Source organism: Thermoanaerobacterium sp. PSU-2, from assembly GCF_002102475.1.
Taxonomy (GTDB): Bacteria; Bacillota; Thermoanaerobacteria; order Thermoanaerobacterales; family Thermoanaerobacteraceae; genus Thermoanaerobacterium.
Genome location: NZ_MSQD01000004.1, coordinates 119,338 through 145,272, shown reverse-complemented (window position 1 = coordinate 145,272; position 25,935 = coordinate 119,338). Strand labels below are relative to the sequence as shown.

Sequence of the window (25,935 nt, the reverse complement as noted above, 5' to 3'; positions counted from 1 at the left end):
TTTGGTTTATCAATTATGACACATTTTAATGAGGAAGGAATGCAAAGTATGGAGAAAATTTGTGAGAGAATAAAGTCTCCAATTAATATACACTCGCAAATATCTGCAATGATAGTCAGGAGAGTAAATGACGTATGCAAAAAGGACAATGTCAAAGTTATGCTTAAAAAAGCTGAAAGCGCAAGGCTTGTGCCTGCCAATAGCATGCTTTCCATGATAACTTTTTTTGCATCAGAAGGCGATGATATCGATATAATCGTAGAAGGAGATAACTGCATTTCTTCAATGGAAGAGATTAAAAAGATTTTTTTAGTGGATTTAAAAAAGGTAAATGACGAGAGTGGAACATATGAGCTTTTAAAGAATACGTCTATTGCGTACGAAGAAATATTTAACTCCATTGCAGTTGGCATAATTGCTACGGACGATAATGGAATCATAACTATATTTAATAAGGCGTCTGAAAAAATAACAGGCTTTAGCCTTGATAAAGCAATTGGCAAAAATATAAGTGAGGTTATGACAGATATAGATGTAAGTCAAGTCTTAAAATATGGAAGTGAGTTTTTAAACAAAAAATACGTCATAGGTGAAAAAACGCTTTTTTTAAACATGACTCCTATTTATGCTGGAGGCAACATTACTGGATCATTGGTGGTATTTCAAGATTTTCCGCAAATCGAGTACCTTGAAGGAGAACTTAAAAGAAGCAGAAAACTTGATAAAGCCTTTGACATAATAGTAGGTAACAGTGGAAAATTGAAAGATGCATTGACGGTGGCATCTAAAGCGGCAGAAACGGATTCTAACGTCATAATACGTGGTGAAAGCGGGACAGGAAAAGAATTAGTTGCTAATGCGATACATTATTCAAGCAAAAGACACGATAAACCTTTTATAAGGGTAAATTGCGCTGCTATACCAAGCACACTTTTAGAAAGTGAGCTTTTTGGTCACGAAAAAGGAGCGTTTACTGGCGCAATAATGCAGAAAATAGGGAAGTTTGAACTTGCTGACGGAGGGACGATCTTCCTGGATGAAATAGGAGATATTCCAATTGAAATTCAAGCAAAACTTTTAAGGGTTCTTCAAGATAAAGAGTTTGAACGAGTTGGCGGGATAAGGACTATAAAAGTAGACGTAAGGATAATTGCGGCAACAAACAAAAATCTTGAAGAAGCCATGAAAAATGGCACATTTAGGGAAGACCTCTATTACCGGTTAAATGTTATACCTGTATTTTTGCCAGCCTTAAGGGATAGAAAAGAAGACATTCCCGTTTTGGTAGAGCATTTTATAAGAAAGATGAACAAAAAACTTGGAAGAAATGTTCAGTTTATTACAAATACAGCCATAAAAGCCTTGATAAAGTACGATTGGCCGGGAAATATAAGAGAGCTGGAAAATCTCATTGAAAGATGTATTACATTAAGCGATAAAGAGTACATTGACTTCGACGATCTTCCATCGTATATAAAAAATGTGAAAGACAGCAAAGACGATGAGGTAATATATTTAGGCGACAATTACGATATTGAAAAGATGGAAAATTATGAGTATAAAATAATCAAAGCCGCATTATCCAGGTATAAAAGTTTTAACAAAGCTGGAAAAGCTTTAGGATTGACACATAAAACTGTAGCTGCAAAGGCAAGGAAATTTCATTTGGTTGAAAATTAATATCAAAATGTATTTATGATTGATACTTTTTACCAAGAAAAACAAAAAATCTTTTCAGTTAAGTGGTCATATGCTGATATTTTCATCTGCATATGACCTTTTTTATTGGCATAGAATTTGCAATAGATATAAAAAAATAAAAAAATATGGGGGGTTAATATCATGAAAAAGCTCATTAACAATCCTGAAGAAGTTGTAAAGGAAATGGCGTCAGGACTTCTTTACGCATATCCAACATACTTGAGAAAGCTTGATAATGTAGATGTAGTAGTAAGGAAGTCATCTCCTGTTGAAGGGAAAGTCGGGCTTGTAAGCGGTGGTGGCAGTGGACATGAGCCTGCACATGCAGGGTATGTGGGGAAAGGTATGTTGGATGCAGCTTGTTTAGGTGCTGTTTTTACGTCGCCAACGCCTGATCAAATCTATGAAGCTATAAAAGCTGTAGATGGAGGAAAAGGTGTTTTGCTCATAATCAAAAACTATACAGGCGATGTAATGAATTTTGAGATGGCAAAAGAGATGGCTGAGATGGATGGCATAAAGGTTTCAGAAGTGATTGTAAATGATGATGTGGCTGTTGAAAACAGCACATATACGCAGGGAAGGAGAGGTATTGCTGGCACTGTTTTCGTTCATAAAATAGCGGGAGCTAAAGCTGAAGAAGGGGCTGAGCTTGAAGAAGTCAAAGAAGTTGCGGAAAAGGTCATAAAGAATTTAAGGTCTATGGGAATGGCATTTACACCATGCATTGTGCCTGCAGCAGGAAAGCCAAGCTTTACGCTTGATGAAGATGAAATTGAGATAGGAATTGGAATACACGGTGAACCTGGTACACATAGGGAGAATATAAAGAATGCGAAAGAGATAGTTGCAGAACTTATGGACAAAATTGTTTCTGATTTGCCGTTTAACGACGGTGATGAAGTGGCATTGATGGTAAATGGCCTTGGTGCTACACCTCTTTCAGAGCTTTTCATAGCAAACAAAGAAGTGAATGAATACCTTATGGGAAAAAATATCAACATTTATAAGACTTTCGTGGGTGAATACATGACATCCCTTGAGATGAGCGGATTTTCAATAACACTTTTAAAACTTGATGATGAGCTTAAAGGGCTTTTAGATGCATCAGCCGATACACCTGCATTTAAGCAATTATAGGATATAAGCTGAAAGGGATGATGATATTGTTGTTGACAAAAAGTGATGTAGTAAACATTTTAGATGACATAGTAAAGATAGTAGAGGACAATAGACAATACCTTACGGAATTGGATGCTGCAATAGGAGATGCTGATCACGGCATAAACCTTGATAGAGGGTTTAAAGCGGTGCGAGATAAGATGCCACAATTTTCAGACAAAGACATAGGCGCAATACTTAAAAATGTTGGCATGGTCTTAGTTTCTACTGTAGGTGGAGCATCTGGACCGCTTTATGGAACATTCTTTATGAGAATGGGCAATGTAGTATCAGGTAAAAACACATTAGATGAAAATGATATTATCGCGATGTTTGAGGCTGGCCTTTCTGGAATAAAAGAAAGAGGAAAAGCGCAAGCTGGAGACAAGACTATGATCGACGCGATGGAACCTGCCTTGAATGAGTTAAAGAGAGCATTAAGTGAAGGACGCGGTTTAAAAGAAGCTATAGAAGCGGCGGCAAATGATGCATACAATGGTGTTCTAATGACTAAAGACATTGCTGCAAAAAAAGGCAGAGCAAGTTATCTTGGCGAAAGAAGCATTGGACACCAGGATCCTGGAGCGACATCGGCTTATTTAATGATAAAAACTGTTGCTGATTATGTAGATAAGTTGCAACAATGAGGAAAGGATTGGATCTAATGGTAGGTATAGTTATTGTGTCTCATTCAAAGAAGGTGGCGGATGGCTTGTACGAATTGGCTGACCAGATGACAGGAGGAAAAATTAGAATAGGTAGATCTGGAGGCACCAAAGATGGGCGATTAGGCACAAATGTAGACGAAATCGTAGAAGAAATAAAAAAGTGCGAAAGCGGTGACGGCGTTTTAATTTTAGTTGATTTAGGAAGTTCTGTCATGAGTGCTCAAATGGCGTTAGAATTTCTTGACGAAGAATACGCGGGAAAAGTTGAGATAGCAGATGCGCCTCTTGTTGAAGGAACGATTGCGGCAAGCGTAGAAGCTTCAATAGGCAGTGACATATTAAAAGTTAAAGAAGTGGCAGAAGCAGCTAAGAATCTTGTTAAGATTTAATTGCCTGGATGAAACCAGGCTTTATTTTTTTGTAGAAATTTTTATAAAAAAATATTAAAATATATAATATACAGAGGGGGGTGAAGCCAATTTACGATCATATAGTTTCTGAATACGATACCAAGCTTAAAGCATACGTAGAAGAAAGGAGGTATATGGATGCGTATAAATACATTTTCAAACAAAAGAATCTTGTCAGCGATCTCGATAGAAGTATTTACTTATACTTAATTTTATGGCAAGTTAAAGTTGAAATTTATCTCGGTATTATTGAAGATGCGAAAGAGCACTTTTTGAACATTTTTGATAATATTATTTTATCTAAGAATAACATACCATTATTTATTGAATGTGTGCTACTGCTTGACATGTTTGAATTGTCGTTAAAAAAAGATGGCATATATGAGCAATTGATAAACTATGATGAAGAAAATAATTGGATAAATTTATATATTTTTATATTAAGTTTTAAAAATAAAAGCAGGAATTATTCAATTGAGGACGAACTACTATATATGGCAGAAAAAAATACTGACAGATTTTTTCGGTCGTTAATACATACTGTATTGGCAGAGGCATATAAAGATGATGATGATGCGAGATGGCGCATTGAATTGAGGAAGGCTTATGAGCTTAATCACGACAATTTGAGAATGATTAGGCTTATGATACAATGGGGCGTCAAAGGAGATGATGAGCTTAGAAAGGTTAAATATTTTAGGTATTTTCCTGAAAATAAATTTATTTTAAAGAAGTATTACCAGCTTTACAGCGAAGTAGATGGTAAAGGTCGTGATTTTAATCTGTTTAAATTTAATTTATTAGAAGGTGGTGGTACAGGTGGCAGTAGTTACTTAATAACGTACGATGGTGTCAATGTATTATTAGATTGTGGCATTAACTTTAAAGATGATAACGTATATTATGATAATTTAAAAAAAATTGGCGTTGATATTAAAGATATTGATTTGCTTGTTATTACCCATTGTCATCTTGATCATTGTGGAGGAATTGTAAACCTTATAAAAAGCGGATTAAGCTGCCCTGTAATTATGTCTTATGAGACAAAGTATATATTGAACGGATTTTTTTCTAAAAACAGCAATATGCAGGATTTGAACCTAAATGATGCTGATTATAAGTTGCTGAATAAAATAAACAGCATGACATTGACCGATTGCCTTTTTGACGAATCTGTGAAAGGCAGAAAAGTCTTAGTGAAACTTATGCCGTCTGGACATATATTGGGAGCTTGCGGGGCTTATGTAGAAATCGACGGTTTTTCGGTGTTTTATACAGGTGATTTTACTGTAAAAGATGTTGAGACAAATAGTGGTCTTACGATTCCAGATGGAATGCACGCTGATGTGCTGATTACTGAAGCTACGTTTGGATATACGTCAAGCTTTAGCGTATACGATAAGGCAATTCAAGATAAGTTGATTCTGGAAGTGATAAGGGAATTAGCCAATCATGGCGTTGGCTTTATACCTGCATTTGCTGTAGGAAAAGCTCAGGATCTATTGATTCTTATGAAGAAAAACTTTGAATACATGCCGTACAATGTGTATGTAGATGGAGCATTGTCACATATAACCATGCTATATGAAAAATTAATGGGCCCCATTTACGGAAATGGCGTGTTAAATGCAAACGACATAAAATTGTATGATAGCAAAAGGGAATTCATACGAAAGGAAATCTCTCTTGGAAATTGTCTGGTAATGACCAGCTCGGACAATCTAACCGAAGGCAGCACTTCTTTTGTGTACGGACGGGAGTTGATGTCATTTGACAATGCGATTTTGCTTAACATAAGCAACAACATAAAGAAACCTATATCTATGTTGCAGGAGAATATTCCTATTATAAATCATGGGATACTGCAGGATATTTTAGAAGTATTTTTGAAATTGACGCCTAAAAAGGTTTATATTGTTCACAGAGGAGCAAAGACAAATAGTACATTTAATATTGAGGAGATTTTGAATTTGTTTGATGATGTAGACGTTGTGGCTCCTTAGTGTGTCTAAATTTATTTTACCATGAGGGAGTAAAGGAGGAAAAATGAAACCATATATTGGCATTGACCTTGGGACTACTAATACAGTTGTAGCGTGTGCTGATTATATAGAAGATGGCAATGTGAAGATTGATATTTTAGATATAGAGCAAATTTCCGATAAGAACGGCAGTATAACAACAAAAAAAACGTTGCCATCCTGCATTTATGTGGATGATAATGGGAATGAATTTATAGGCCAATTGGCTAAGAATATGAAAAACATTGAATATGATCGCGTAATCTACAATAGCAAGAATTACATTGGTAATAGGAATCATGTTTGGCAAATTGACAGCAAAAAATACACTCCAGAAGATGTGGCGGAAAAAATTTTGTCTGTTGCTAAGGCAAGCGTTGAAAGATTTTATGGTGAAAGAGTAGACGGTGCTGTCATAACAGTTCCGGCGTCTTTTAATCATGATCAAATTGAGTCTACTAAAAATGCAGCTAAATCGGCAGGATTTTTAGAGGATCGGCTTATCTTTATATCAGAGCCTACAGCGGCATTATTGGATCTAATTTATGAAGAAAAGTTAAGCGATAAACGATATGCTATCCACGATTTTAGCAAGCCAAAAAAAGTTTTGGTATTTGATTTAGGTGGAGGCACTTGTGACGTATCCATAATGAATGTGGAAATAAATGGTGATGATTATAAAGTTGAAGAATTGGCAATATCTCCACACACACAGCTTGGAGGCGTTGACTTTGATGTATGTGGTGTTTTGTATTTATTGCACAAGTATTCTATTTTAAATGATGTCGATTATAAGCGAATGCTGCCTAATGTTGATGCAAAGCGATATATATTTAGCGTATTGTCGCTGGAGATTGAGAAAGCCAGAATCATGTTTTCATCTATAGGCAGTGGTTTAACAGGTGAAGAATACGGTGATGCAGTGTATAAGAATAGTTTGAAAAATTTCTATAGTGGGCAGTCATTTGAATTTGAAATAAGTAAAAAAGAATATGATGAGTGTATAAAGCCTTTACTTACAAAAGGCGGCAATTTAGGATTCAATATAATAGATCCGATAATTGATACTCTCAATAAAGCTAATTTAGGCAAAGAAGATATTGACGAAGTCTTCTTAGTTGGAGGCATGACGGCTTACAGCACTGTTAGGGAAACGATAGAGAACTTTTTTGGCAAAAAAACTATAAGCTACTTAGATCCTATGTATTCGGTAGCAAAAGGTGCTGCATTGTATAATTATTACAACGAAAACAAAAAGAAAATTGAAAAAGGGAAAATCATCATATATCCCGTGGTAGCAGAGAATATTTACCTTGATGTGAAAAATAATTTGCCAGTTCTATTAGTAGGACAAGGAACGAAAGCACCTTATGAAAAAGTGTATGAAGGCATTGTGAAAGTAGACAATGCTACAGGAATAAAGCTTGACATTTTATCAGGGAAAAGCATTTACGATCCAAAGATGAAAAGGCTTAAATCAGTTCAATTGACGTTTACTGACATTATAAAGCCAGGTACGCCTATTTCTATAAAAGTGACTTTTGACAAAAACAGGATATTGCATTTGGAAGCATGGGTTACTGGAAATTTTAAGCAGAGAATAGATGTCACATTTGATAAAGAGGTGTTGTATGATGGCTGTTAATTGGAGAGCTTTGCTTCAAGAAAACAGAGATTTGTTTTTTAATATACACAATGAAGAAATCAAAGAAGGTAAAGGATACTTAGGAGCTGCTGCAAATGCTGAAAAAGTGGAATCAGTTAAAGAACAGGTTTTTGAATACTATATATCTGATGTAAATGCACGGCTTATCTATGAAAAAACGCTTAAATTAGTTGCAACAAGCGAAAAAGGAGTGAATTTAATAGAAGTTGAAATCATAGATTTATTTAAAAGCATATTAGAGGAAGGGCAGAACCCTATCGAAATGTTTTTATACTGCACTAAAGCACTGAATTTAAATGATAGGAATATTTACCAATCTATATTGAGGATCTTAGTATCTGTGTGCAATTTAAGCAAGGCAGGGAGAGATGCTCTTATAAGCGTATTAAAGAGTTGGTCATGGGATATTCAGATGAAAATAGCAATAGAAGTCATAAGAACTATTAAGGAGAAGTCTGCTTTTGATACGCTTTTGCTTTTGTTTGACAATGAAAGTTTAAAAATCGAAGCTGCGGAATGTCTTTTGGACATTGGTGATGAAAGATGTGTAAGGCCTATTTTAAACATGGTGAATAAATTCAATGGGTTCAGTGTGAATGAAAGAAATGTGGCATTTAGACTCATAGATAGACTTTCGCGATTTGGAGAAGATGCACTGTCTGAAATTTTGAAGTGCTACATGAACAACGAAAATAAAAGCCTCAACACAGTCTATTCAAATGTTATATCTCGTTCAAAGGAGATGGCGATAGAAAGCTTGTCGAAGATGCTTTACAATGATGAGTACAATCAAAAAGCCGCTATAACATTAGGAAAGATGAGGATTGAAAGTGCAACAGATAGGCTTATTGAGGCATTGGAATCTCCTTTGATAGAAGATAAAATAAATATCATCATAGGTTTAGGATATACAAAGGACAAAAAGGCTGTAAAATATTTAATGAACATGCTGGAGAATGAGAATTTCAAAAGTGATGTTAAGGCTTGTATCATAACGTCATTGGCAAATTTGGAAGCTTTTGAGGCAAAGGACATAATCAAAAAGTATATGAATGACAAGGAGCTTAGAATAAATACTATGTCTGCATTAGTGCAGTTAGGTGAGATAAAATACTTAGGAGGCTTATTTGAATATTTGATATCTCCAAATAATTCTTATAGCGATATATCATGTGCAATCAAAGAGCTTAAAAGGCTTAAGGGTTTTAAAGACAGCAAGATAAGCAAGGAAATAACCAATGGCGTCAGATACTTAATAAGAAATAATGACGGCTTTGCATGCCTAAATGCATTAAGGATTTTAGACACCAACATTGATGATAGCATGGCTGAAGAGTTGATATTAAAGCTCAAGACAACAAAGAAAGAGGAGATTCAATACACAATTTACAAAATTTTAGGCAAGAACACAGGTTTATTAAGTAATATCATAAATGAGAGGATTTTTATTGATGCGTCATTTAACGATAGCACCAGAATCAGATATCTTGCACAAAAGATTATTGAGAGGAATTACAAAGGAAAAGATAAACTTATAAAAGCATGAAGGGAAGATGTGCCTTGTTAGACAAAAATGGAATAGATATTGCCAAATGTTTAGATATATTTTTGTATTCTTTACCATACAGCGTATTGATAAAACCTTTTAATAATGACAAAAATCTCCAGAAGAAGCTTGCCGGATTTAGACTAAACGAAAAATCCAGCCCTCCATCAAAAATCGTTCCTATACTAAGGCAAGAAATATTAAAAGGAAATTTTAACTATGATGAGTTAATAGATGCATGGAAGGTTCTAAAAAAAGATCTTTATGAGAAGATAAGCCAGATGGATGCTGACGAAATAGAAGAAAACATCGTTGAGTTATGCCGCAATTATGGACGTGAAAATGTCGTTTCTGCACTTCTTATTGACAATAGGCGGGAACTTGGTGATATAATTAATAAAGCCATGGAGCTAAATGTGAATGTGGCTGATGAAAAATTGGTAGAAGACGATGATAGAATAATGAATCAAAAAGATAGCGTAGACTTACTCAAAAAGGTCAAAAAGCTTGAAAGAGAAGTAGAAAAATTGCAGGACAAATTGATAAAAGAAGAAAAAAAGAATATAATTGAGGTGGACAATTTAAAAAAGGCGTTGGAAAATAAGGACAAGGAAATAGCATCTTTAAACAAAAGATTGGAGGATTTAAGACAGGAAAAAAGGCATTTGGAAATGACTCTGGAGCATATAGGTGTAGAATTCGATAAACACGTAGTAAAACTCATTAATGAAAGCATGGCTAAGGAGAAAAAAAGTGAAAATTTAAAGGTTTCTTTAAATAAAATATTGATGGATTTACAACAAGACAATCAGGAAATAAAGAAAAACTTCTCTGAAATCAAGGAATTGATATTTAACATTGAGAAGAAGATTGCATCTAACTATGAAGGAACCGCTCACTTGCAATCGGCAGTAAGTTTAGAAGACGATGATTACTCTTTGTTGGACGATCTATCAAAAATGCTTAAAAATTCATAATTGCGAGGTGTAACAATGCATCATGATGAGATTCAAAAACTTAAAAAGATACTAATTGAAGATAACAATGATGAAACTAATATTTCGAGGGCTCTTAAAGAAGTATTTAAAAGACAAAAAAGCATAATCATGACAATTTGCGTCTTAGAACTTATATATGAATCTGTATATCTATATGACATCATTTTAAAGAGAAGTGGTGTTTTAAAGTTTATAAAAAGTGTAGATAACCAACTGTACGTTACTGTTGAAAGTTACAGAGATGTTGTCAGTAGGATTAGGCATTATAGGCAGATAGACATGAAGATTAAGGATAACATCATAAAAACGCTTCAAGAGGAAAAGGATAAGTTAGAAGCAGATCTTGAAGTGCTATTTGGGTATTTTGTGGAAGCAAGGTATTGCAGTGATGTGTTTAATGACAAATTAAAGGTTTTTAATCAGAATGAAATTAATATAAGCATTGATGAGTTTTACGATAAAATTAAAGAGTTTGTATTTGAAAATGAAGATGAGAAATTTGAGAGGATTCAGGAAGTCATATCAGCTATACCTTTTGCCCTTTCCAGAAAGAGGTTTTTTGATTACATGAAAAGTGGTTTGATCCATGAATACACTGGCTACGAGAAACTTTTAGAGAGCATTTTTGAGATAGAGGAAAATTTTTATGGAAAATTGGTAGAAGGTTATGGGGATAAATTTGCAGAGATAGCCAACAAGATAGATGAGCTTCAGACATTGGACTTAAAGAATGCTGCAAAAGATGATTTGGAGATGTATTTAAAAGATACAATCTTGCTTTTAAGCAAGATACAGGATGTAAGAGAAATAGTTTATTCGCTCATTAGGATCGTAAATAGACTTTTAATATTTTATAAATCAGACAAAAAGATAGAAGATATTATGCATGAGGAACCTAAAATAAAAATCTTTTTTGACATTTACAGCAGTATATACGAAGAAAGATATACAAAAAAGAAAGTCAAAGACTTTTTAAAGATGTTGAACGAAAATATTTCTAATTGGTATTTTGAGCTTTACAATTACAATAGACTGTTAAGTGATGTGAATTATCTTGAAAATGAGATAGATACATTGATAGATGAAGATATACTGAATGATATAGAAATTTTAGCTGAGTACGAAAATCTGATGAATGATGACAGCGACGAATTTGACGACATCACAGGCGATATAATAGATGGAAGCATTGTTGAAGACGAAATAAATAACCTTGTTTCCATGATAGATGATATAATAAAGTTCATGAATCCTGATTACAGAAAGGTACGAATGAGGCGACTTTTAGGAATTATACCTGTTCCTGGGAATTTTGAAAATGAGTTTTTAAACTATTTAAAAAGCTCTTTGGAGTTTGAGACGACGTCAAATGTTAAGGCTGCCATAATGGAAAGTGTCGACAAAAGGATAAAGTTGTACAAGGACATGAAAAACAGCAAGCTTTTGTATGAAGCTCTTTTAAAAAACGTCAAGGAAGGATTGTAGTGAATGAAAGTTACAAATAAAACTGTATCTATAATTATGACTGTGCTTTTATTTTTGATTGTCTTACTTTCGAATTTGCAGTACTTGGCGTTTAATTTGAATTTCTATATAAATGAATTTGACAAATACGGTGTTAAGTACGTTACAGGTATGGATAAATCGCAATTAAGTAAAGTTGCATTAAGAATTCAAGATTATCTTTATGGGAAATCTGAAAGCCTTCAAATAGACGCTGTAATAGATGGACAAAATCAGAAGGTTTTTAACGATAGGGAATTGGAACATATGAGAGATGTCAGAAAGCTTTTTGAGAATGGCTTTTTGATTAGAAACTTAATGATATTTATTTATATTTTGGCTTTTTTGTTTCTGTATTTTAGAAAAGAGGATGTCTTTTATCATACATACCGAGGTATGCTTTTTGTGATATTGTTTTTACTCGTTACAGGAGCCATAGTTTCATTGGATTTTAACAGATGGTTTATATATTTTCATCACATTTTTTTTGACAATAATTTATGGCAATTAGATGTAACTCGAGATAGGTTAATTCAGATGCTTCCAGAAGGTTTTTTCAGTGATATATCGTATTTGACTTTCAGGAATTCAATCATTACATACATTATAATTGGATTTGTATCTTTTCTATTAAAAGGGAAAAAAGACAGTAAAATAGGCCTATAAGGAAGGCCTATTTTATATGCACATTTGTTTTTCGTCTTTCATCAATTCGTCGATTTCTTCTCTCGTTATCGTCTCGTTAGACAATAATCTATCTGCAATCAAGATTATCTTGTCTTTTTTCTCTAAGAGGATTTTCTTTGCATTAGTGTAGCAGCTATTGATTATTTTATTTACTTCAGCGTCAATTTTATCCGTTGTTTTTGTCATTCTAATGTCATATATTCTGTGACCTAATTCGCTCATGCCGTAATTGCAAACCATTTGATATGAAATATTTGTAGCTTCCTTTAGGTCGTTTTCTGCACCAGTTGATACTTCATTAAACATTATCTCCTCAGCGGCACGGCCACCTAAAAGCATGGTTATCTTATTTTTTAAATCTGTCTTTGTCATCAAGAAGGCATCGTCTTTTGGGAAATTTAAGACGTATCCTAAGGCTTCTCCTCGCGGCACGATGGATATTTTTTCTACTGTGCTGGAGTTTAATATTTTTCCGATTATGGCATGACCTGCTTCATGGTGTGCCGCAATTTTGCGCTCTTTCTCCAATACTTCTGGATTTTTCTTTTGAAGGCCTGCGACGACCCTCTCTATTGCTTCATCAAATTCTTCTCTTCCTATTCTCTGCTTGTGCCTTATTACAGCGAGAATGGCAGCCTCATTGCATATAGACGATAAGTGTGCGCCTGTCATGCCGTGAGTTTTTTTAGCAATTTCATCTAACGATATGTCAGTGTCTAAAGGCTTATTTCTCGTATGTACTTTCAGTATTTCCAATCTGGCTTTTACGTTTGGATTTCCTATGTGAATAGTCCTGTCAAATCTTCCTGGCCTTAAAAGGGCTTCATCCAGCATGTCCAGCCTGTTTGTAGCACCTATTACGATTATCCCGTCATTGCTGTTGAACCCATCCATTTCAACTAATAGCTGATTCAATGTTTGATCTTTTTCAGAATTGTTGTCGTTATTTCGCTTGCTTCCAACTGCATCGATTTCGTCTATGAAGATAATGCTTGGTGTTGATTTTTTAGCTCTTGCAAACAACGCTCTTATGCGGCTGGCTCCAACGCCTACGTATTTTTCAACAAATTCTGAACCTGATGCAGATATGAATGTAGAATTTGTTTCACCTGCTAAAGCAGTTGCCAGCAAGGTTTTGCCTGTGCCTGGCGGACCGTAAAAAAGTATTCCCTTTGGTATTTTAGCACCCATCCTGTCGTACTTTTCAGTGTTGTTTATAAAATCGATGATGATTTTAAGCTCGTCAATAACCTCGTCAAGTCCTGCTACATCTCTGAATGTAATATTGATCTTTTTGCTGGATTCCTTTTCTTTAGGTGGGAATTCATTTTTTAGGTTTACAGGCATCATTTCAGATACTTTGTTTTTGTAAAGCATGTACCCTATAAGCAAAAGGGTCAGCATTGAAATTATTATAAGCGCTGAATTTCCATTTTTGCCATGCAACATGCCTAAAACAATGTTTATTAACAGTGATAGTGTCAATAATATTATATATAAGTTTTTTTTCATAGCCATCGCCCCCAGTGATTTACTAACAATAGTTTTTGCCCACAATTGTAAATTATGCGTAAATAATAATTATAAAGATTGAGGGTAATTTTGGATATATAGTAAATTGTTGCAAAGGAGGTAATTTAAATGGATGTATACATGGGAATTGACGTCGGATCTGTCAGTACAGATGTGGCATTGATTGACGCAAACAATGAGGTTATTGATTATGTTTATATTAGAACACAAGGACAGCCGATTAAAGCAGTTCAAAAGGCTTTGATGGAAATTAGAGACAGGCTTTATGGTGATGTAGATGTAAAGGGAGTCGGTACGACTGGAAGTGGAAGACAGTTGACAGGTCTTATGGTAGGTGCAGATATCATCAAGAATGAGATTACTGCCCATGCAATTGCGTCATCCAGTTTGATACCAGATGTCCATACGATTTTTGAGATAGGTGGTCAAGATTCTAAGATAATTATTTTAAGGGATGGTATTGTAGTCGATTTTGCCATGAATACTGTTTGTGCCGCAGGTACAGGTTCGTTTCTGGACCAACAGGCGTACAGGCTTAATATACCAATAGAAAGATTTGGAGATTTGGCGTTGGAGTCAAAAAATCCTGTAAGGATAGCAGGCAGATGCGGAGTGTTTGCCGAGTCTGACATGATACATAAGCAACAGATGGGATATCCGCTTAATGATATAATAAACGGTTTGTGCGAAGCATTAGTTAGAAATTATTTAAACAATGTAGGGAAAGGGAAGGATATAAAAGAACCGATTGTATTTCAGGGAGGTGTAGCGGCCAACAAAGGCATAAAGGCTGCCTTTGAAAAAGCTTTAGGCATGAAAGTATACGTGCCAAAATATTATGGAGTGATGGGTGCAATAGGTGCTGCGATACTTGCCAAAGAAGCTGTAAAGAAAAAAGGATATACACAGTTTAATGGATTTGAAATTGCCGATTTTGCTTATAAAGCGCAGGGGTTTATATGTTCTGGATGTTCAAACAATTGTGAAGTTGTTGAGTTTATAAAAGACGAAGAAGTCGTATCACGCTGGGGAGACAGGTGTGGCAAATGGTCAAATTCAACAAACAAAAATATCTTTTCACAAAGTGTATCGTGATGCTTATTATAATATAAGGGCCGAATTTGGCCCTTATTATCAAACAAGTATTTCTATTTTATCTCCTTTTTTTAAGATGTCCGTATACGATGCTTTTTTGCCGTTTAAGGTCATCTCAGGAATTTTGTTTTTAGGCATGTCGAAGTCTACAGTGTTAAATATATCCACAAAAATATATTGTTGTTTACCTGTGAGAATTTTTTTATCGCCATTTATGTATACGTAAAAGCAATCTTCTTCATCTATGATTGTTTTAATTGCGTCCCCATCTTTTACCATATAATCGTCATCTACAATTTTATCATTGACAGTGACTTTAGATGCGTTGTACTTTTCTTTTATTTCTCGAATCGAAATAGATGCATCACTGCCATTTATGCCACTTTCGACAACTATTTTGTCTCCGTTTTCAACTTTAGATTTAAGATTTGCGACTTTGCCATTTTTTAAGATTTTAGCTGGTATTCCTATTTGACCTTTTATGATTATATTTTCACCGTTAAGGGAAAATGACAAATTTTTACCTGGCTTTGCGATTAATCTTTTTGAATCAAAGTTGGTTTTTAAAAGTACGTCCATTATTGTCATTTCTTTCAGGTTTAATAATTCTAATTTTTCGTCATTGAAATAAATTGTTATGAAATCTTTTTTTCTGTCCATCATGGTGGAGTATGCTATGCCTATAGGTGTTATGTACTCTGGACCTTTTAATTTTTTGCATTTGTAATCTACGATGGCAATAGTGCTGGCATCTCTTACTGAAACTCTCTCTATCGGTATAGATAGATTTTTTGCTATTTCCTCTGCTATGTTGGGAAGATTGCTGCTGCCTCCAACTAAAAATACAGCAGATGGACTTTTTCCATTGTACTTTACGATTTCATCGCAGATCTTCTTTGCGAGATTTTTGACAACAGGCGATATTAAATCTAAAACATCTAAGCGGGAAATTTGGTGCTGTAGCCCTATGACGTCTTTGAATTTTATATCTTTTTTAGATGTGGTTTTGATTTTTTCTGCTGTATTAAAGTCAGTAAGGTAATGTTGCTGTATGGTTTCAGTTACTTCATCGCCTGCAAATGGAACCATTGAGTATGATATGATATTCCCGTCTTTTGAAATGGCTATGTCAGATGTACCTGCTCCAATATCTACAAGCGCTATGTTAAGCATTCTAATTTGTGGCATTATTGCAACGCCGATTGCGGCAATCGGCTCCAATGTAAGATACGATACTTCTAATCCTGCTTTTTTTGCCACTGAGTATAAGCTTTCTACTACATCGTACGGCAAGAATGTGGCTATTATCTCTACAGAGATTTCCTTGCCTGTGTGGTCTTTTAGGTTTGTTATAGGCAGGCCATCTAAGTAAAAGCTTTTTATGGAGTATCCTACCATGTGGTACTTTAAAGTGTGGTTTTCTCGAGATATTTCTTCTTTTGCTGTGTTCAATGCAGACAGTACCAGGTTATCTATGTCGCTGTCTTTCACTATGTAGTTTTCTTCAATGTTTTTTTCGACTCTTACTATTTTAGTTTTCAGCGATCTTCCTGCCGCAGCAAGGCTAACGCTTTTAAGTGTTATTCCAAGCTTTTTTTCCAGTTTTTCCTTTATCTTGATTGCGACAGATGCCACCTTGTCGATGTCGTGAACTTGGCCGTCAAACATAACTCTATCTGTATGCTCCATTTGTTCGACAGCTAAGACTTTCAGCTTATCATTTTCTGGCATACCTACTATACCTACAACAATTCTTGTACCTATGTCAAGTGAAAAAATCAAATTATCGTTCATCAAAATTCCCCCGACAAATATATCGTAAAACAAAAATATATTTTAAATAATCATATTATACATTATACAATTTTTTTATTTACCTTAAAAGTAAATTTTATGGAGAAACAGATAAGATACGATTAAAGAAGATGTCATTGAAGTGGCAAAGAAATAAGGAGTACAACGACTCCTTATTTTATCACTTTTTTTATATCGCTTAATAAACTGCTTAATTGGTCTTTTGATATATACAATCCAATCTGAGTTGAATTCTTTTGCAAATAGTACGTGGCATTGTCATCAGTCAAAAATTTAACTTCTTCACTTTTATTTCCATCTGATATTGTCAGTGTAAAACTTGAATTGTTTCCAACAATTTTTTTGTTTGGATCGATGCCTGTCGGATTCAACAAAACAATGTCATTAAGGAGAGCTTCTGAATTATCGCTGCTTATTTCTTTGCCATTGTACATCCATTTTCCACTTTTGTTTTTTTCTATATCGTAAGTCCCGGTAGAATCTGTGTATGTTATCTTTGAAATCCTGTCTTTTGATATTGTGTACACGTCTTTGTCCAAGTAATTAAACAAAGTGTCGTTGCTGGTTATTTGCAAATTTTCTATTGAGCTGGCATCTACAACGTATATATAATTAGAATTTTTAAGCTTTGCATAGTACGAATTTCCCACAGGCGATTTGTTTCCTACAATCAAATCTTCCTTTTTTCCATCATTAGATGATACAGATATTATAAAATCAGATTTATCTAAACCGTATTTTTTTACATCAGTATCTGTAAATTTTCTGCTGTATTTAAGGCCTGAAATCGAATTAAACAGGTCGTCTGTGCTGGTGCTATCTGCCTTATAACTGACAGGCTTTGTGACATTATAAGTGCTGCCATTTTTTTTAATAGCCAATTCATTGCCTGCATCTTTTATGTCTACAAAAGATATTTTGCTTTTGCTTATGTTGATTATATTTGTAGACGGCGCAGGCTTTTTTGTAGATTTTGCGTAGTAATAGTATCCTGCAAGTACGCCGAGAATTAAAAGCATTATTATAGTGTTTCTAAAAGTCTTCATAAAGCTCTCCTCCTGAAGAAGACGTAGCCGCCTATGATCCAGATAACCAAAGGTATAACTATAACTGTGACTATGAACATGTAATCAGCTTGTTTTCCGGTCATAAACACTGTTGCGTAGTCGAGAGATTTAGGACTTATGGAAATCTGCACTGTCTTATTTGTAAGCCAGTTTGCGCTGTTCATAAGGAGATCTCTATTGCCTTCTAAACCTATAACTCTATCTGTAGCCATAAGGTCGTTTCCCAGCACTACTATCTTCATACCTGTTTTGCTGTCAGAGATGGTAACGCCTAATGTCAAAGGTCCTTTTATGTCGTTTTTGTCGTAAGATGCCTGCTTGCTGTTGAAATTCGTTTCTCCCCACGCTTTATCGCTGGTGGTCAAGAATGATTGAATCGAGATATTGCTGCTACTTGACGCTTTGTAAGTAATACTTCTGGAGCTTGGAGCAACAGTTGCTAAATTAGCTGATTCCAGTTTGTCAGTGATGTCATGGTATCCATATTCTGGTACAGGCGATAAAGCGTCCATAAAATAGTTTCTTGAAGGATCCACAACTATGTCATTGTCAATTTTTACATTCCAATTTGACAAAATATCATTGATCGATTTTTCAGTAAGAGGGCCATTTTCAGCTCCCATCATGATGAAGGCTTTTCCGCCCTTTTTCAGATAATCCATTATAGCATTCATTTCTTGCTGAGTGTAATCTGATTTTGGATTGGCAATGATTATAAGCCCTGCATCTTTTGGTATGCCACCAGCTTGACCAATATTAAGGTCATTTACGCTGTAGCCTTCACCTTGCAATGCCGATTTAAAGGTCGTAAGGGAATCTGTGCTGTTTACCTCATTATGGCCTTGGATGATGTAAGCATTTATTTTGTTGACTTCGGTGACATTGATTATTGCTTGAGTAAATTGTTGCTCACCGCTGAAAATATTCTGACCGGTTTCTTGAGATTGTGTGAAAATGTCGTATGAATTTACGATCTGTCTCTTGCTGTCATCTTTGCTGTTTAAAAACAATGTTGTATCGTAATCTGTAATTCCGTATTTTTGTGCGAGGGATGGATTTTTGTCAGGATCGATGAATTGCACTTTTATCCTTTTTGACAATGCTGTGTACTCATCTAAAAGATTTTGAACTTGTGTCTTTGCACTGTCGTTTTGGAAAAATGCGTAGACTGTCACATCTGTCTTTAGATTTTTTAATACTTGCTTCGTCTTATCAGAAAGGGTATACTGTTTTGACTTAGTGAGATCCCATTTAACAGGCTTTTGAGCCAATACTAAATTGCCAAAGATCAATATGCCAAGTAAAATAACGATAGATAAAACCATGTTGCTTCCGTATTTTAATCTAAGTTTGTTCAATAGAATTACCTCCTAACTCCAGCGTCTTTTGTCGACTACCATTATAGTGACAAATACAAAGAATATTATCACACTCAAGTAGAAGACAACGTCGTTTAAGCTTAAAACACCGTTTTGAAAGTTAGTGAATCTTTGCAGAAGTGAAATGTTGTCTACAATGTTTTTTGCTGTTCCCTGAAAAACATCTCCCAGCCAGCTAACGATCCAAAAGAGCAGTAATATTGAAAAACCTATGACGCCTGCAATTAGCTGGTTTTCGGTTAAAGATGAAGCAAAAATGCCTATTGCGATAAATGCTGCACCCATCAAAAATGTCCCAATGTATCCTGTCAAAATTGGGCCAAAGTCAGGTGTGCTGTATATTTTAAGGTACAAAGGATATATTAAAGAAATCACCAAAGATAATGTATAAACAGTCAATGCAGCAAAGTATTTTCCTAAAACCATGTCGGTTATCCTAAGAGGTGATGTCATAAGCAGTTGATCTGTGCCATTTTTCATTTCTTCCGATATTAGCCTCATGGTCAAAATAGGGCTTACAAACATGAATACAAACACCATATTTCCAAAAACTGGTGACATCAAGGCGTATTGCGTTGAAAGGACAAATGTTGCAAAGAAATATCCAGATATAAGCAGCAAAAAGCCTACCAGTACATACGCAAGAGGCGAAAGAAAGTAGGACTTAAGCTCCCTTTTGTATATTGTCAGCATTTTCATTATCATTTACCTCCTCATCTGTTGTAAGCTGTAGGAAGACTTCTTCTAAGCTGTAGTTTACAGGCCTAAATTCAATGATAGGCAAACTTTGATTTGCAAAGGAAAAGAAAATCTCTTTTCTTAGGTCATGGTCTACATCTGTTTCAACATCTACGTCGATGCAATTTTCTTTAGAATCTACTTTTGATTTAAAGTTTTTAATTCCATTTATTCCTCTTAAAGTAGTCGATATCTTTTCTACAGAACCTATTACTTTTAGGAAATATCTTTTTGATTTTCCTATGGTGTCTGTCAAATTTTCAGTTGAATCTACCGCTACAATCTTGCCTTTGTTTATGATTATAACTCTATCGCATATCATGCTTACTTCTGGCAAAATATGCGTACTTAGAATTATTGTATGTTTTTTTCCTAATTCTTTTATGATATCTCTTATTTCTTTGATTTGTTTTGGATCTAAACCTACCGTTGGCTCATCCAGTACCAATACATCTGGATCTCCTACGATTGCTTGTGCAAGACCTACTCTTTGCTTATAACCTTTTGAAAGGTTTTTAATGATCCTTTTTCTTACGTCTGACAAACCAACTTCACCTATGACTTTATCTACTGTAGCTTTTTTCTTGTCATTTGGGACTTCTTTTAATTCGCAGACAAAGGCCAGATATGCTTCAACAGTCATATCTAGGTACAATGGTGGAACTTCTGGAAGATAACCAATATGTTTTTTGGCCTTTATAGAATCTTCTATAATATCGTATCCAGCAATCTTTATTGTGCCTGATGTTGGCGGCATAAAACCAGTTATCATTTTCATCGTTGAGCTTTTTCCAGCTCCATTTGGGCCTAAGAACCCTACGATTTCTCCGCTATCAACAGAAAAGCTTATGTTGTCAACGGCTTTGCGGTTTCCGTAAACTTTGGTAACGTTGTTTACTTCAATCATCATACGCGGCTAAACCTCCTTTTTGTATATACTACTTAATTATAACCAACTTTTATTAACAAATTGTTAATAAAATGTAAGAGAATTTTAAAATAAAAAAATCATAGAGCTTTAAAAAGCCCTATGTTAAGCCGCCAAAAGAACTGATAACTTTTACTACATCGTTTATCTTATCATCACTGACTTCTACATTAAGCTGTATATTTGCATCGGCAGTTTCATCGTAATAGCCCATTCCGCTTATCATGGGATCTGACATCAACATAGGACTTTTTCTTATGTCGAAAGTGTGTCCTGATTTTAAGACAAGAGATGCCAGTGTAGGTCCTGTTTCTGTGCCAGCTATATTTTGCTTGTCATTATAAGTATCTGCATATTTGTCGATAATGTCGATGTACGCCTTATATCCCATGCTTTTTAAATAGGCAGAAGCTTTATTGGCCTTTTCTAAACTGTAAAAATATCCATTTATTTTCATAAAATCACCCAAATATATTTTGGGCTTAATTAAGATAAATATGTATTATGAAAAAATACCCGGTTTTACCGGGTACATTAAAATCTCGATTCAAAACTTAACAATGTTTATGCTTTGAAATCGGATCTTCTATCAAAGTTACAAAGACGAATTTATGATAGTGGTCGTCATCCACAGTAGTCTTGCCTTCTACAAAATGAACATGCTTACCGTCACCGACGTCAATAGCTGGCCCTGTTATTACACCAATTTCGTGATGATGATCTTCATAAAAATCCGTGCTTACTAAGATTGCATGGACGTGACTATCACCATCTTTTATCACTTGGCTTGTGACACCAGCAAATCTGTGATTGTGTTCTTCTTCTTCGTGTTCACCTGCTAACATGGTACTTCCTAAAAATTCGTGGTTATGAGTTTGACCTTCATCTTTTTTATTGTTATAAAGATCAAAATAGTTTTTAATTTCTTCAATTGATAATTCCATAAATTCAACCTCCAAAAATTATTGAGTAATGACAATGATATAATATGCAAATGTAATATAATATGTGCTTAAAAAGTCATTTTAGAAGGTTTAATATTTATAAAAAAATATATTATGTTAAGATTTTTACAATTTTTACAAAGTATATTGACACGTGTGATATGCACGTGCTATAATATATTGTCAGGAATGAGGGAAATGAAACCCAAGGAATTAATAAAAATGCTTCAGAAAGAAGGATGGATAATAAAAAATCAGAGAGGCTCTCATGTACATATGATACATTCTTCAAAACCAGGCAAAATTCAAATTCCATATCACAACAAAGACTTAAAGCCTAAAACATTGAATTCAATCCTAAAGCAAGCAGGGTTAAAATAAAAAATTCTGTTTGCATAAAAGGCTAACATAAAATAAAAATATAAAAGGAGGTTTTGTTATGGATAGATATATTTTCCCAGCTGTATTTGAGTCTGATGGAAACGGCGGTTATACTGTAACTTTTCCAGATTTGCCAGGGTGCATAACTGAAGGTGATACACTTGATGAAGCATTATACATGGCTAAGGATGCTTTAGAGCTTTATATATACAATTTGGAAGAGGATAACGAAACAATTCCAATACCAACAGCTCCAGAAAAGATAAAAGTTCCTGAAGGTGCTTTTGTAAATCTTATCGAGGTTTACATGCCTCCTGTTCGTGATGAAATGGCCAATAAAAGTGTAAATAAAACAGTAACAATCCCACGATGGTTAAATGAGGCAGCAGAAAATGCAAACATAAACTTTTCACAAGTACTTCAATATGCACTAAAAGAACAATTAAAAATAACAGATAGAAATAAAGCACTCTAAAATGGGTGCTTTATTTCATGACAATCCAAGACAATCTTTTTATGTTTCTAATCTAAATTTTTATTTTTAGTGTGGGAAAAGTGTGGGAATAAAAGAAAAATGAAAATCATATATTGCTTAAAATCCAGTATTTTCAAGCATTCTGGTGCGCCTGACAGGAATCGAACCTGCGACCTCCCGGTTCGGAGCCGAACGCTCTATCCACTGAGCTACAGGCGCACGAAACTTCATACTACATTATATCCTTTTTAAAAGACATAAGTCAACCGTATTTGCTGACAGAAATTTGATATTTTTGTTATGTAGTGCTATAATTAATTAAAAATTAAACAAAATAATTACGAAGGAGGAGAGACAATGCAAAATGTCGAACTTGAAGCTGTATTGAGAACACCGGGTAAGAATGCGGCCCGCAAGCTGAAGGAAAAAGGCTACATTCCTGCCATACTGTACGGAAAAGGCATGGAGAGCATTCCGCTAGCTGTCGAAACCGGTAAGCTTCGCACAATAGTACAAAAACACGGCAGGAATGTCCTCCTCAATTTGATAGTTAACGGTGCTACGCATCAAGCAATACTGAAAGATGAACAAAAGGATGAATTGACTGGAAAGCTGATACATATAGATTTTCAGCGAGTGTCTATGAATGAGAAAGTTGAAGCAGCAGTACCGCTTAAATTTGAAGGTGTAGGCGTTATTGAAAGCAAAGGCCTTTTAGTACAGCATCAGAAGTGGGAGCTTAATGTTGAGGCTCTGCCTACAGACATACCAGAAGAGATTGTAGTAGATGTATCTAATTTAGATATAGGAGATACGATACTTGTAAAAGATGTAGTTGTTCCTGAAAATGTTGAGAAGGTAGATGATTCTGACGAGGTTATATTGACAATAGTAGCTCCAAAGGATGCTGATGTAGCAGAGGAGTCTACTGAAGCTGCTTCAGAGGGTGAATAAGAATATTTGAGAAAATTAAAAGGAGCATTTTGCTCCTTTTAATAATTTATAATCTTTTTCTTTTCACTTAAAAGTCTCTCTGGTATTATATCATTTTTGATTAAGTCATCATAAGTTTCTCTGGCTACTATTAAATCTGATTCACCGTTATTTAGAAGTACAGCAGCAGGTCGAGGGAGGCGGTTGTAATTGCTTGCCATTGAGTAATTGTAAGCGCCTGTACACGTTACGGCTATTATATCGCCACTTTCAAGCTGTGGTAAATCTATGTCCCATATAAGCATGTCACCAGATTCACAACATTTTCCTGCAATAGAAACTTTCTCAAGGTTTATTTTGCGAGCTTTGTTGGCCACAATTGCATTGTATTTTGCACCGTACAAAGCTGTACGTATATTGTCAGCCATTCCGCCGTCAACTGAGACGTACTTTCTTACGCCAGGGATGTTTTTTATTGCTCCAACAGTGTAAAGCGTAGTGCCTGCATTGCCAATTATAGAACGGCCTGGCTCTACGATTATGTTGGGCCTTTTTATATTTAATTCCTTTGAAAATTCTTCAACTGTCTTCATTATCTCCCTTGCTATTAATTCTATAGGTTGTGGGTCATCTTCCTCGACGTAAGCTATTCCAAATCCGCCGCCTAAATCCAAATTTTCGACTTCCCAACCTGTAGTGTCTTTTACTTTTTTAAGGAAATTCATCATTATATCTATTTCTGCCTTATACGAATCGTAGCTGAAAATCTGTGAACCTATATGGCAGTGTAAACCAGTTAGATTTACATTATCCAGCGTCAAGGCGTACTTTATTGCATCGAGGGCATCTCCGTTAAAAAGAGGGAATCCAAACTTAGAGTCTATTTGACCAGTTTTAATGTATTCGTGGGTATGGGCTTCTACCCCAGGTGAAATTCTTAAGTATATATTGGGTTTTTTGCCCATCTTTAAAGCCAGTTCATTTAGCATATTGAGTTCAAACCAATTGTCAACTATGATGCAGCCTATGTTGTATTCCAATGCCATCGTTAGCTCGTCAATTGATTTGTTGTTGCCATGGAAGTATATATTTTGAACAGGAAAATCGGCTTTTAGCGCTGTATAGAGTTCGCCTCCGGATACTACGTCTAACCCTAAATTTTCTTCTTCTATGATTTTACATATGGCTGTTGTCATAAATGCCTTGCTGGCATAAATCACTTCATTTTCTGGATAATTTTTCTTAAAACCGTTGTAGAAGGAACGGCAATTTTCTCTTAATAGCTCTTCATCTATAACGTAAAGGGGAGTACCGTATTGCTTTGCTATCTTTACAGTATCGCACCCAGCAATTTCTAAATGACCCTTTGAATTTATGCGCATGTTCTTTTGAAACACAAAATCATCTCCATCACTTTATTAATTTAAAATATCAAAATCAATGTATAAATAAAAACAGCTAAGGTATTTTCTTTAGCTGTGCTTTAATAGACATAGAAATACCTCCTTTCCCTTAGCGAGATAGCTCATCACAAATAGTCCGGGTCAACTACTTGTGACAGTCCTATACATCTTATGCATAGGCCCAGCTATGTAGATATTAAGGTATCTACACGCTTCGGCGGATTTATCCCTTTCACATGCAATCATCGACTCCTTAAAGCCTAATGCATGTTACTCTTGATGCCCCGCTCCTCTACCTCACCTTCAAGGAAGATGAGGTACATAGTATTTATTTTTTTTAATATGATACCATTAAAAATTTAATGTGTCAACATATTTATAAATCTTTAGGGAATAATCAATAATGAGACTTTCAAGGGGTGATGTTATGCAGTGGTTGATGACTTTTATAGCATCTTGGGTAATTTTCATCTTGCTTATTGATTTAAAACAGATAAAGTATACGATATGGGCAGGACTGTTAGCTGCTATCTGTCAGTTAATAATCGATAATATGGCGTTTCACTTAAAATTGTACGATTTTAGGTACGACATTTTAAAGATTTTCAATTCATCATTCTTTTTTACATTTGGCGCACCATTTACGATAGGCATATTATACGCCCAGACTTATCCGGAGAATAGAATGTTGAGGCTTATAAATGTCTTTGTATCTACTGCTTTGTTTTTTGGGCTAGAGTTCGCATTAAAGCTGTCTGGAGCACTTAAATATATACATTGGCATTATTTTTACAGCATTACGATAGACGTTTTGGCATTGATGTCTTTAGGCAATTTGATTACGATATTTAAGTTGGCGCCGTGGATGAGAAGTGAAAGATAA

At 34.9% G+C, this 25,935-nt stretch carries 24 protein-coding genes, 1 tRNA gene and 1 riboswitch; of the genes, 15 read left to right on the top strand and 10 right to left on the bottom strand.

Features of this window, described 5'->3' with window-relative positions; translation table 11 throughout:
- Positions 1 to 48: 48 nt before the first annotated feature.
- The 10 genes from BVF91_RS04795 to BVF91_RS04750 all read left to right on the top strand — a co-directional run bounded on the left by BVF91_RS04795 (position 49) and on the right by BVF91_RS04750 (position 12,340).
- Positions 49 to 1,680, top strand: coding sequence for a sigma 54-interacting transcriptional regulator (locus BVF91_RS04795; protein ID WP_085112379.1), 1,632 nt, complete (start codon positions 49 to 51; stop codon positions 1,678 to 1,680).
- A gap of 162 nt (positions 1,681 to 1,842) precedes the next feature.
- Positions 1,843 to 2,841, top strand: a complete 999-nt coding sequence (gene dhaK / locus BVF91_RS04790; protein ID WP_085112335.1) for a dihydroxyacetone kinase subunit DhaK — start codon at positions 1,843 to 1,845, stop codon at positions 2,839 to 2,841.
- A gap of 26 nt (positions 2,842 to 2,867) precedes the next feature.
- A complete protein-coding gene (gene dhaL, locus BVF91_RS04785) occupies positions 2,868 to 3,509 on the top strand; it encodes a dihydroxyacetone kinase subunit DhaL (RefSeq protein ID WP_085112334.1) in 642 nt (213 codons plus the stop codon).
- A 17-nt stretch (positions 3,510 to 3,526) separates the two neighbouring features.
- On the top strand, positions 3,527 to 3,919 hold the full coding sequence (gene dhaM / locus BVF91_RS04780) for a dihydroxyacetone kinase phosphoryl donor subunit DhaM (RefSeq protein WP_085112333.1): 393 nt from the start codon (positions 3,527 to 3,529) through the stop codon (positions 3,917 to 3,919).
- 80 nt (positions 3,920 to 3,999) lie between these two features.
- On the top strand, positions 4,000 to 5,943 hold the full coding sequence (locus BVF91_RS04775) for an MBL fold metallo-hydrolase (RefSeq protein ID WP_085112332.1): 1,944 nt from the start codon (positions 4,000 to 4,002) through the stop codon (positions 5,941 to 5,943).
- A 43-nt stretch (positions 5,944 to 5,986) separates the two neighbouring features.
- Complete coding sequence (locus tag BVF91_RS04770; RefSeq protein WP_085112331.1) at positions 5,987 to 7,606, top strand: Hsp70 family protein; 1,620 nt, start codon at positions 5,987 to 5,989, stop codon at positions 7,604 to 7,606.
- A complete protein-coding gene (locus BVF91_RS04765; RefSeq protein ID WP_085112330.1) occupies positions 7,593 to 9,173 on the top strand; it encodes a HEAT repeat domain-containing protein in 1,581 nt (526 codons plus the stop codon). The genes BVF91_RS04770 and BVF91_RS04765 overlap by 14 nt, the downstream gene beginning before the upstream one ends.
- A 14-nt stretch (positions 9,174 to 9,187) precedes the next feature.
- Positions 9,188 to 10,150: a hypothetical protein gene (locus tag BVF91_RS04760; protein ID WP_240495810.1), complete on the top strand. Its 963-nt coding sequence runs from the start codon at positions 9,188 to 9,190 to the stop codon at positions 10,148 to 10,150.
- A gap of 15 nt (positions 10,151 to 10,165) precedes the next feature.
- Positions 10,166 to 11,656 carry a hypothetical protein gene (locus BVF91_RS04755; RefSeq protein ID WP_085112328.1) on the top strand — a complete coding sequence of 497 codons (1,491 nt, stop codon included), beginning with the start codon at positions 10,166 to 10,168 and terminating at the stop codon, positions 11,654 to 11,656.
- A gap of 3 nt (positions 11,657 to 11,659) precedes the next feature.
- Positions 11,660 to 12,340, top strand: coding sequence for a TIGR01906 family membrane protein (locus BVF91_RS04750; protein WP_085112327.1), 681 nt, complete (start codon positions 11,660 to 11,662; stop codon positions 12,338 to 12,340).
- 12 nt (positions 12,341 to 12,352) lie between these two features.
- Here the strand turns inward: BVF91_RS04750 and BVF91_RS04745 are convergent, their stop codons facing one another.
- Entirely contained in the window at positions 12,353 to 13,765 is a 1,413-nt protein-coding gene (locus BVF91_RS04745; protein ID WP_502688652.1) for an ATP-dependent metallopeptidase FtsH/Yme1/Tma family protein, read from the bottom strand.
- Positions 13,766 to 14,002: 237 nt separating this feature from the next.
- Between BVF91_RS04745 and BVF91_RS04740 the strand changes: the two genes are divergently transcribed.
- Positions 14,003 to 14,989 (top strand): acyl-CoA dehydratase activase, encoded by a 987-nt coding sequence (locus tag BVF91_RS04740; protein ID WP_085112326.1) that lies wholly within the window; start codon positions 14,003 to 14,005, stop codon positions 14,987 to 14,989.
- 39 nt (positions 14,990 to 15,028) lie between these two features.
- On the opposite strand, the gene BVF91_RS04735 is transcribed toward BVF91_RS04740, so the two are convergent.
- The 7 genes from BVF91_RS04735 to BVF91_RS04705 form a co-directional block, all read right to left on the bottom strand.
- Entirely contained in the window at positions 15,029 to 16,783 is a 1,755-nt protein-coding gene (locus BVF91_RS04735) for a cell division FtsA domain-containing protein (protein ID WP_085112325.1), read from the bottom strand.
- A 173-nt stretch (positions 16,784 to 16,956) separates the two neighbouring features.
- The gene (locus BVF91_RS04730) at positions 16,957 to 17,850 is read right to left on the bottom strand and encodes a DUF4340 domain-containing protein (protein WP_085112324.1); all 894 of its coding nucleotides are present in this window, start codon (positions 17,848 to 17,850) and stop codon (positions 16,957 to 16,959) included.
- Complete coding sequence (locus BVF91_RS04725) at positions 17,847 to 19,229, bottom strand: GldG family protein (protein ID WP_085112323.1); 1,383 nt, start codon at positions 19,227 to 19,229, stop codon at positions 17,847 to 17,849. The genes BVF91_RS04730 and BVF91_RS04725 overlap by 4 nt, the downstream gene beginning before the upstream one ends.
- Positions 19,230 to 19,241: 12 nt before the next feature.
- Positions 19,242 to 19,949, bottom strand: a complete 708-nt coding sequence (locus BVF91_RS04720) for an ABC transporter permease (RefSeq protein WP_085112322.1) — start codon at positions 19,947 to 19,949, stop codon at positions 19,242 to 19,244.
- Complete coding sequence (locus tag BVF91_RS04715) at positions 19,915 to 20,898, bottom strand: ABC transporter ATP-binding protein (RefSeq protein WP_085112321.1); 984 nt, start codon at positions 20,896 to 20,898, stop codon at positions 19,915 to 19,917. The genes BVF91_RS04720 and BVF91_RS04715 overlap by 35 nt, the downstream gene beginning before the upstream one ends.
- A 118-nt stretch (positions 20,899 to 21,016) precedes the next feature.
- Positions 21,017 to 21,373 (bottom strand): hypothetical protein, encoded by a 357-nt coding sequence (locus BVF91_RS04710; protein WP_085112320.1) that lies wholly within the window; start codon positions 21,371 to 21,373, stop codon positions 21,017 to 21,019.
- A 97-nt stretch (positions 21,374 to 21,470) separates the two neighbouring features.
- The gene (locus BVF91_RS04705; protein ID WP_085112319.1) at positions 21,471 to 21,860 is read right to left on the bottom strand and encodes a YmaF family protein; all 390 of its coding nucleotides are present in this window, start codon (positions 21,858 to 21,860) and stop codon (positions 21,471 to 21,473) included.
- A 198-nt stretch (positions 21,861 to 22,058) separates the two neighbouring features.
- Here BVF91_RS04705 and BVF91_RS04700 point away from each other — a divergent pair, with 198 nt between their 5' ends.
- Both BVF91_RS04700 and BVF91_RS04695 read left to right on the top strand, forming a co-directional pair.
- The gene (locus tag BVF91_RS04700) at positions 22,059 to 22,241 is read left to right on the top strand and encodes a type II toxin-antitoxin system HicA family toxin (protein WP_085112318.1); all 183 of its coding nucleotides are present in this window, start codon (positions 22,059 to 22,061) and stop codon (positions 22,239 to 22,241) included.
- A gap of 58 nt (positions 22,242 to 22,299) precedes the next feature.
- Complete coding sequence (locus tag BVF91_RS04695; protein ID WP_085112317.1) at positions 22,300 to 22,716, top strand: type II toxin-antitoxin system HicB family antitoxin; 417 nt, start codon at positions 22,300 to 22,302, stop codon at positions 22,714 to 22,716.
- Positions 22,717 to 22,859: 143 nt separating this feature from the next.
- On the opposite strand, the gene BVF91_RS04690 is transcribed toward BVF91_RS04695, so the two are convergent.
- Positions 22,860 to 22,935 (bottom strand) — tRNA-Arg (locus BVF91_RS04690).
- Between the two features lie 138 nt (positions 22,936 to 23,073).
- Here BVF91_RS04690 and BVF91_RS04685 point away from each other — a divergent pair.
- Positions 23,074 to 23,670 carry a 50S ribosomal protein L25/general stress protein Ctc gene (locus BVF91_RS04685; RefSeq protein ID WP_085112316.1) on the top strand — a complete coding sequence of 199 codons (597 nt, stop codon included), beginning with the start codon at positions 23,074 to 23,076 and terminating at the stop codon, positions 23,668 to 23,670.
- A 38-nt stretch (positions 23,671 to 23,708) separates the two neighbouring features.
- On the opposite strand, the gene lysA is transcribed toward BVF91_RS04685, so the two are convergent.
- A complete protein-coding gene (lysA, locus tag BVF91_RS04680; protein WP_206199025.1) occupies positions 23,709 to 25,031 on the bottom strand; it encodes a diaminopimelate decarboxylase in 1,323 nt (440 codons plus the stop codon).
- Positions 25,032 to 25,162: 131 nt separating this feature from the next.
- Positions 25,163 to 25,355: riboswitch (Lysine riboswitch) on the bottom strand.
- A gap of 124 nt (positions 25,356 to 25,479) precedes the next feature.
- Here lysA and BVF91_RS04675 point away from each other — a divergent pair.
- The gene (locus BVF91_RS04675) at positions 25,480 to 25,935 is read left to right on the top strand and encodes a CBO0543 family protein (RefSeq protein WP_085112314.1); all 456 of its coding nucleotides are present in this window, start codon (positions 25,480 to 25,482) and stop codon (positions 25,933 to 25,935) included.

Coding starts and splice junctions, on each gene's coding strand:
- BVF91_RS04795 (WP_085112379.1), top strand. CDS start 49: ATGGAGAAAATTTGTGAGAGAATAAAGTCTCCAATTAATATACACTCG.
- dhaK (WP_085112335.1), top strand. CDS start 1,843: ATGAAAAAGCTCATTAACAATCCTGAAGAAGTTGTAAAGGAAATGGCG.
- dhaM (WP_085112333.1), top strand. CDS start 3,527: ATGGTAGGTATAGTTATTGTGTCTCATTCAAAGAAGGTGGCGGATGGC.
- BVF91_RS04770 (WP_085112331.1), top strand. CDS start 5,987: ATGAAACCATATATTGGCATTGACCTTGGGACTACTAATACAGTTGTA.
- BVF91_RS04765 (WP_085112330.1), top strand. CDS start 7,593: ATGATGGCTGTTAATTGGAGAGCTTTGCTTCAAGAAAACAGAGATTTG.
- BVF91_RS04755 (WP_085112328.1), top strand. CDS start 10,166: ATGCATCATGATGAGATTCAAAAACTTAAAAAGATACTAATTGAAGAT.
- BVF91_RS04750 (WP_085112327.1), top strand. CDS start 11,660: ATGAAAGTTACAAATAAAACTGTATCTATAATTATGACTGTGCTTTTA.
- BVF91_RS04745 (WP_502688652.1), bottom strand. CDS start 13,765: ATGCTGACCCTTTTGCTTATAGGGTACATGCTTTACAAAAACAAAGTA.
- BVF91_RS04740 (WP_085112326.1), top strand. CDS start 14,003: ATGGATGTATACATGGGAATTGACGTCGGATCTGTCAGTACAGATGTG.
- BVF91_RS04735 (WP_085112325.1), bottom strand. CDS start 16,783: ATGAACGATAATTTGATTTTTTCACTTGACATAGGTACAAGAATTGTT.
- BVF91_RS04730 (WP_085112324.1), bottom strand. CDS start 17,850: ATGAAGACTTTTAGAAACACTATAATAATGCTTTTAATTCTCGGCGTA.
- BVF91_RS04720 (WP_085112322.1), bottom strand. CDS start 19,949: ATGAAAATGCTGACAATATACAAAAGGGAGCTTAAGTCCTACTTTCTT.
- BVF91_RS04715 (WP_085112321.1), bottom strand. CDS start 20,898: ATGATGATTGAAGTAAACAACGTTACCAAAGTTTACGGAAACCGCAAA.
- BVF91_RS04710 (WP_085112320.1), bottom strand. CDS start 21,373: ATGAAAATAAATGGATATTTTTACAGTTTAGAAAAGGCCAATAAAGCT.
- BVF91_RS04705 (WP_085112319.1), bottom strand. CDS start 21,860: ATGGAATTATCAATTGAAGAAATTAAAAACTATTTTGATCTTTATAAC.
- BVF91_RS04700 (WP_085112318.1), top strand. CDS start 22,059: ATGAAACCCAAGGAATTAATAAAAATGCTTCAGAAAGAAGGATGGATA.
- BVF91_RS04695 (WP_085112317.1), top strand. CDS start 22,300: ATGGATAGATATATTTTCCCAGCTGTATTTGAGTCTGATGGAAACGGC.
- BVF91_RS04685 (WP_085112316.1), top strand. CDS start 23,074: ATGCAAAATGTCGAACTTGAAGCTGTATTGAGAACACCGGGTAAGAAT.
- lysA (WP_206199025.1), bottom strand. CDS start 25,031: ATGCGCATAAATTCAAAGGGTCATTTAGAAATTGCTGGGTGCGATACT.
- BVF91_RS04675 (WP_085112314.1), top strand. CDS start 25,480: ATGCAGTGGTTGATGACTTTTATAGCATCTTGGGTAATTTTCATCTTG.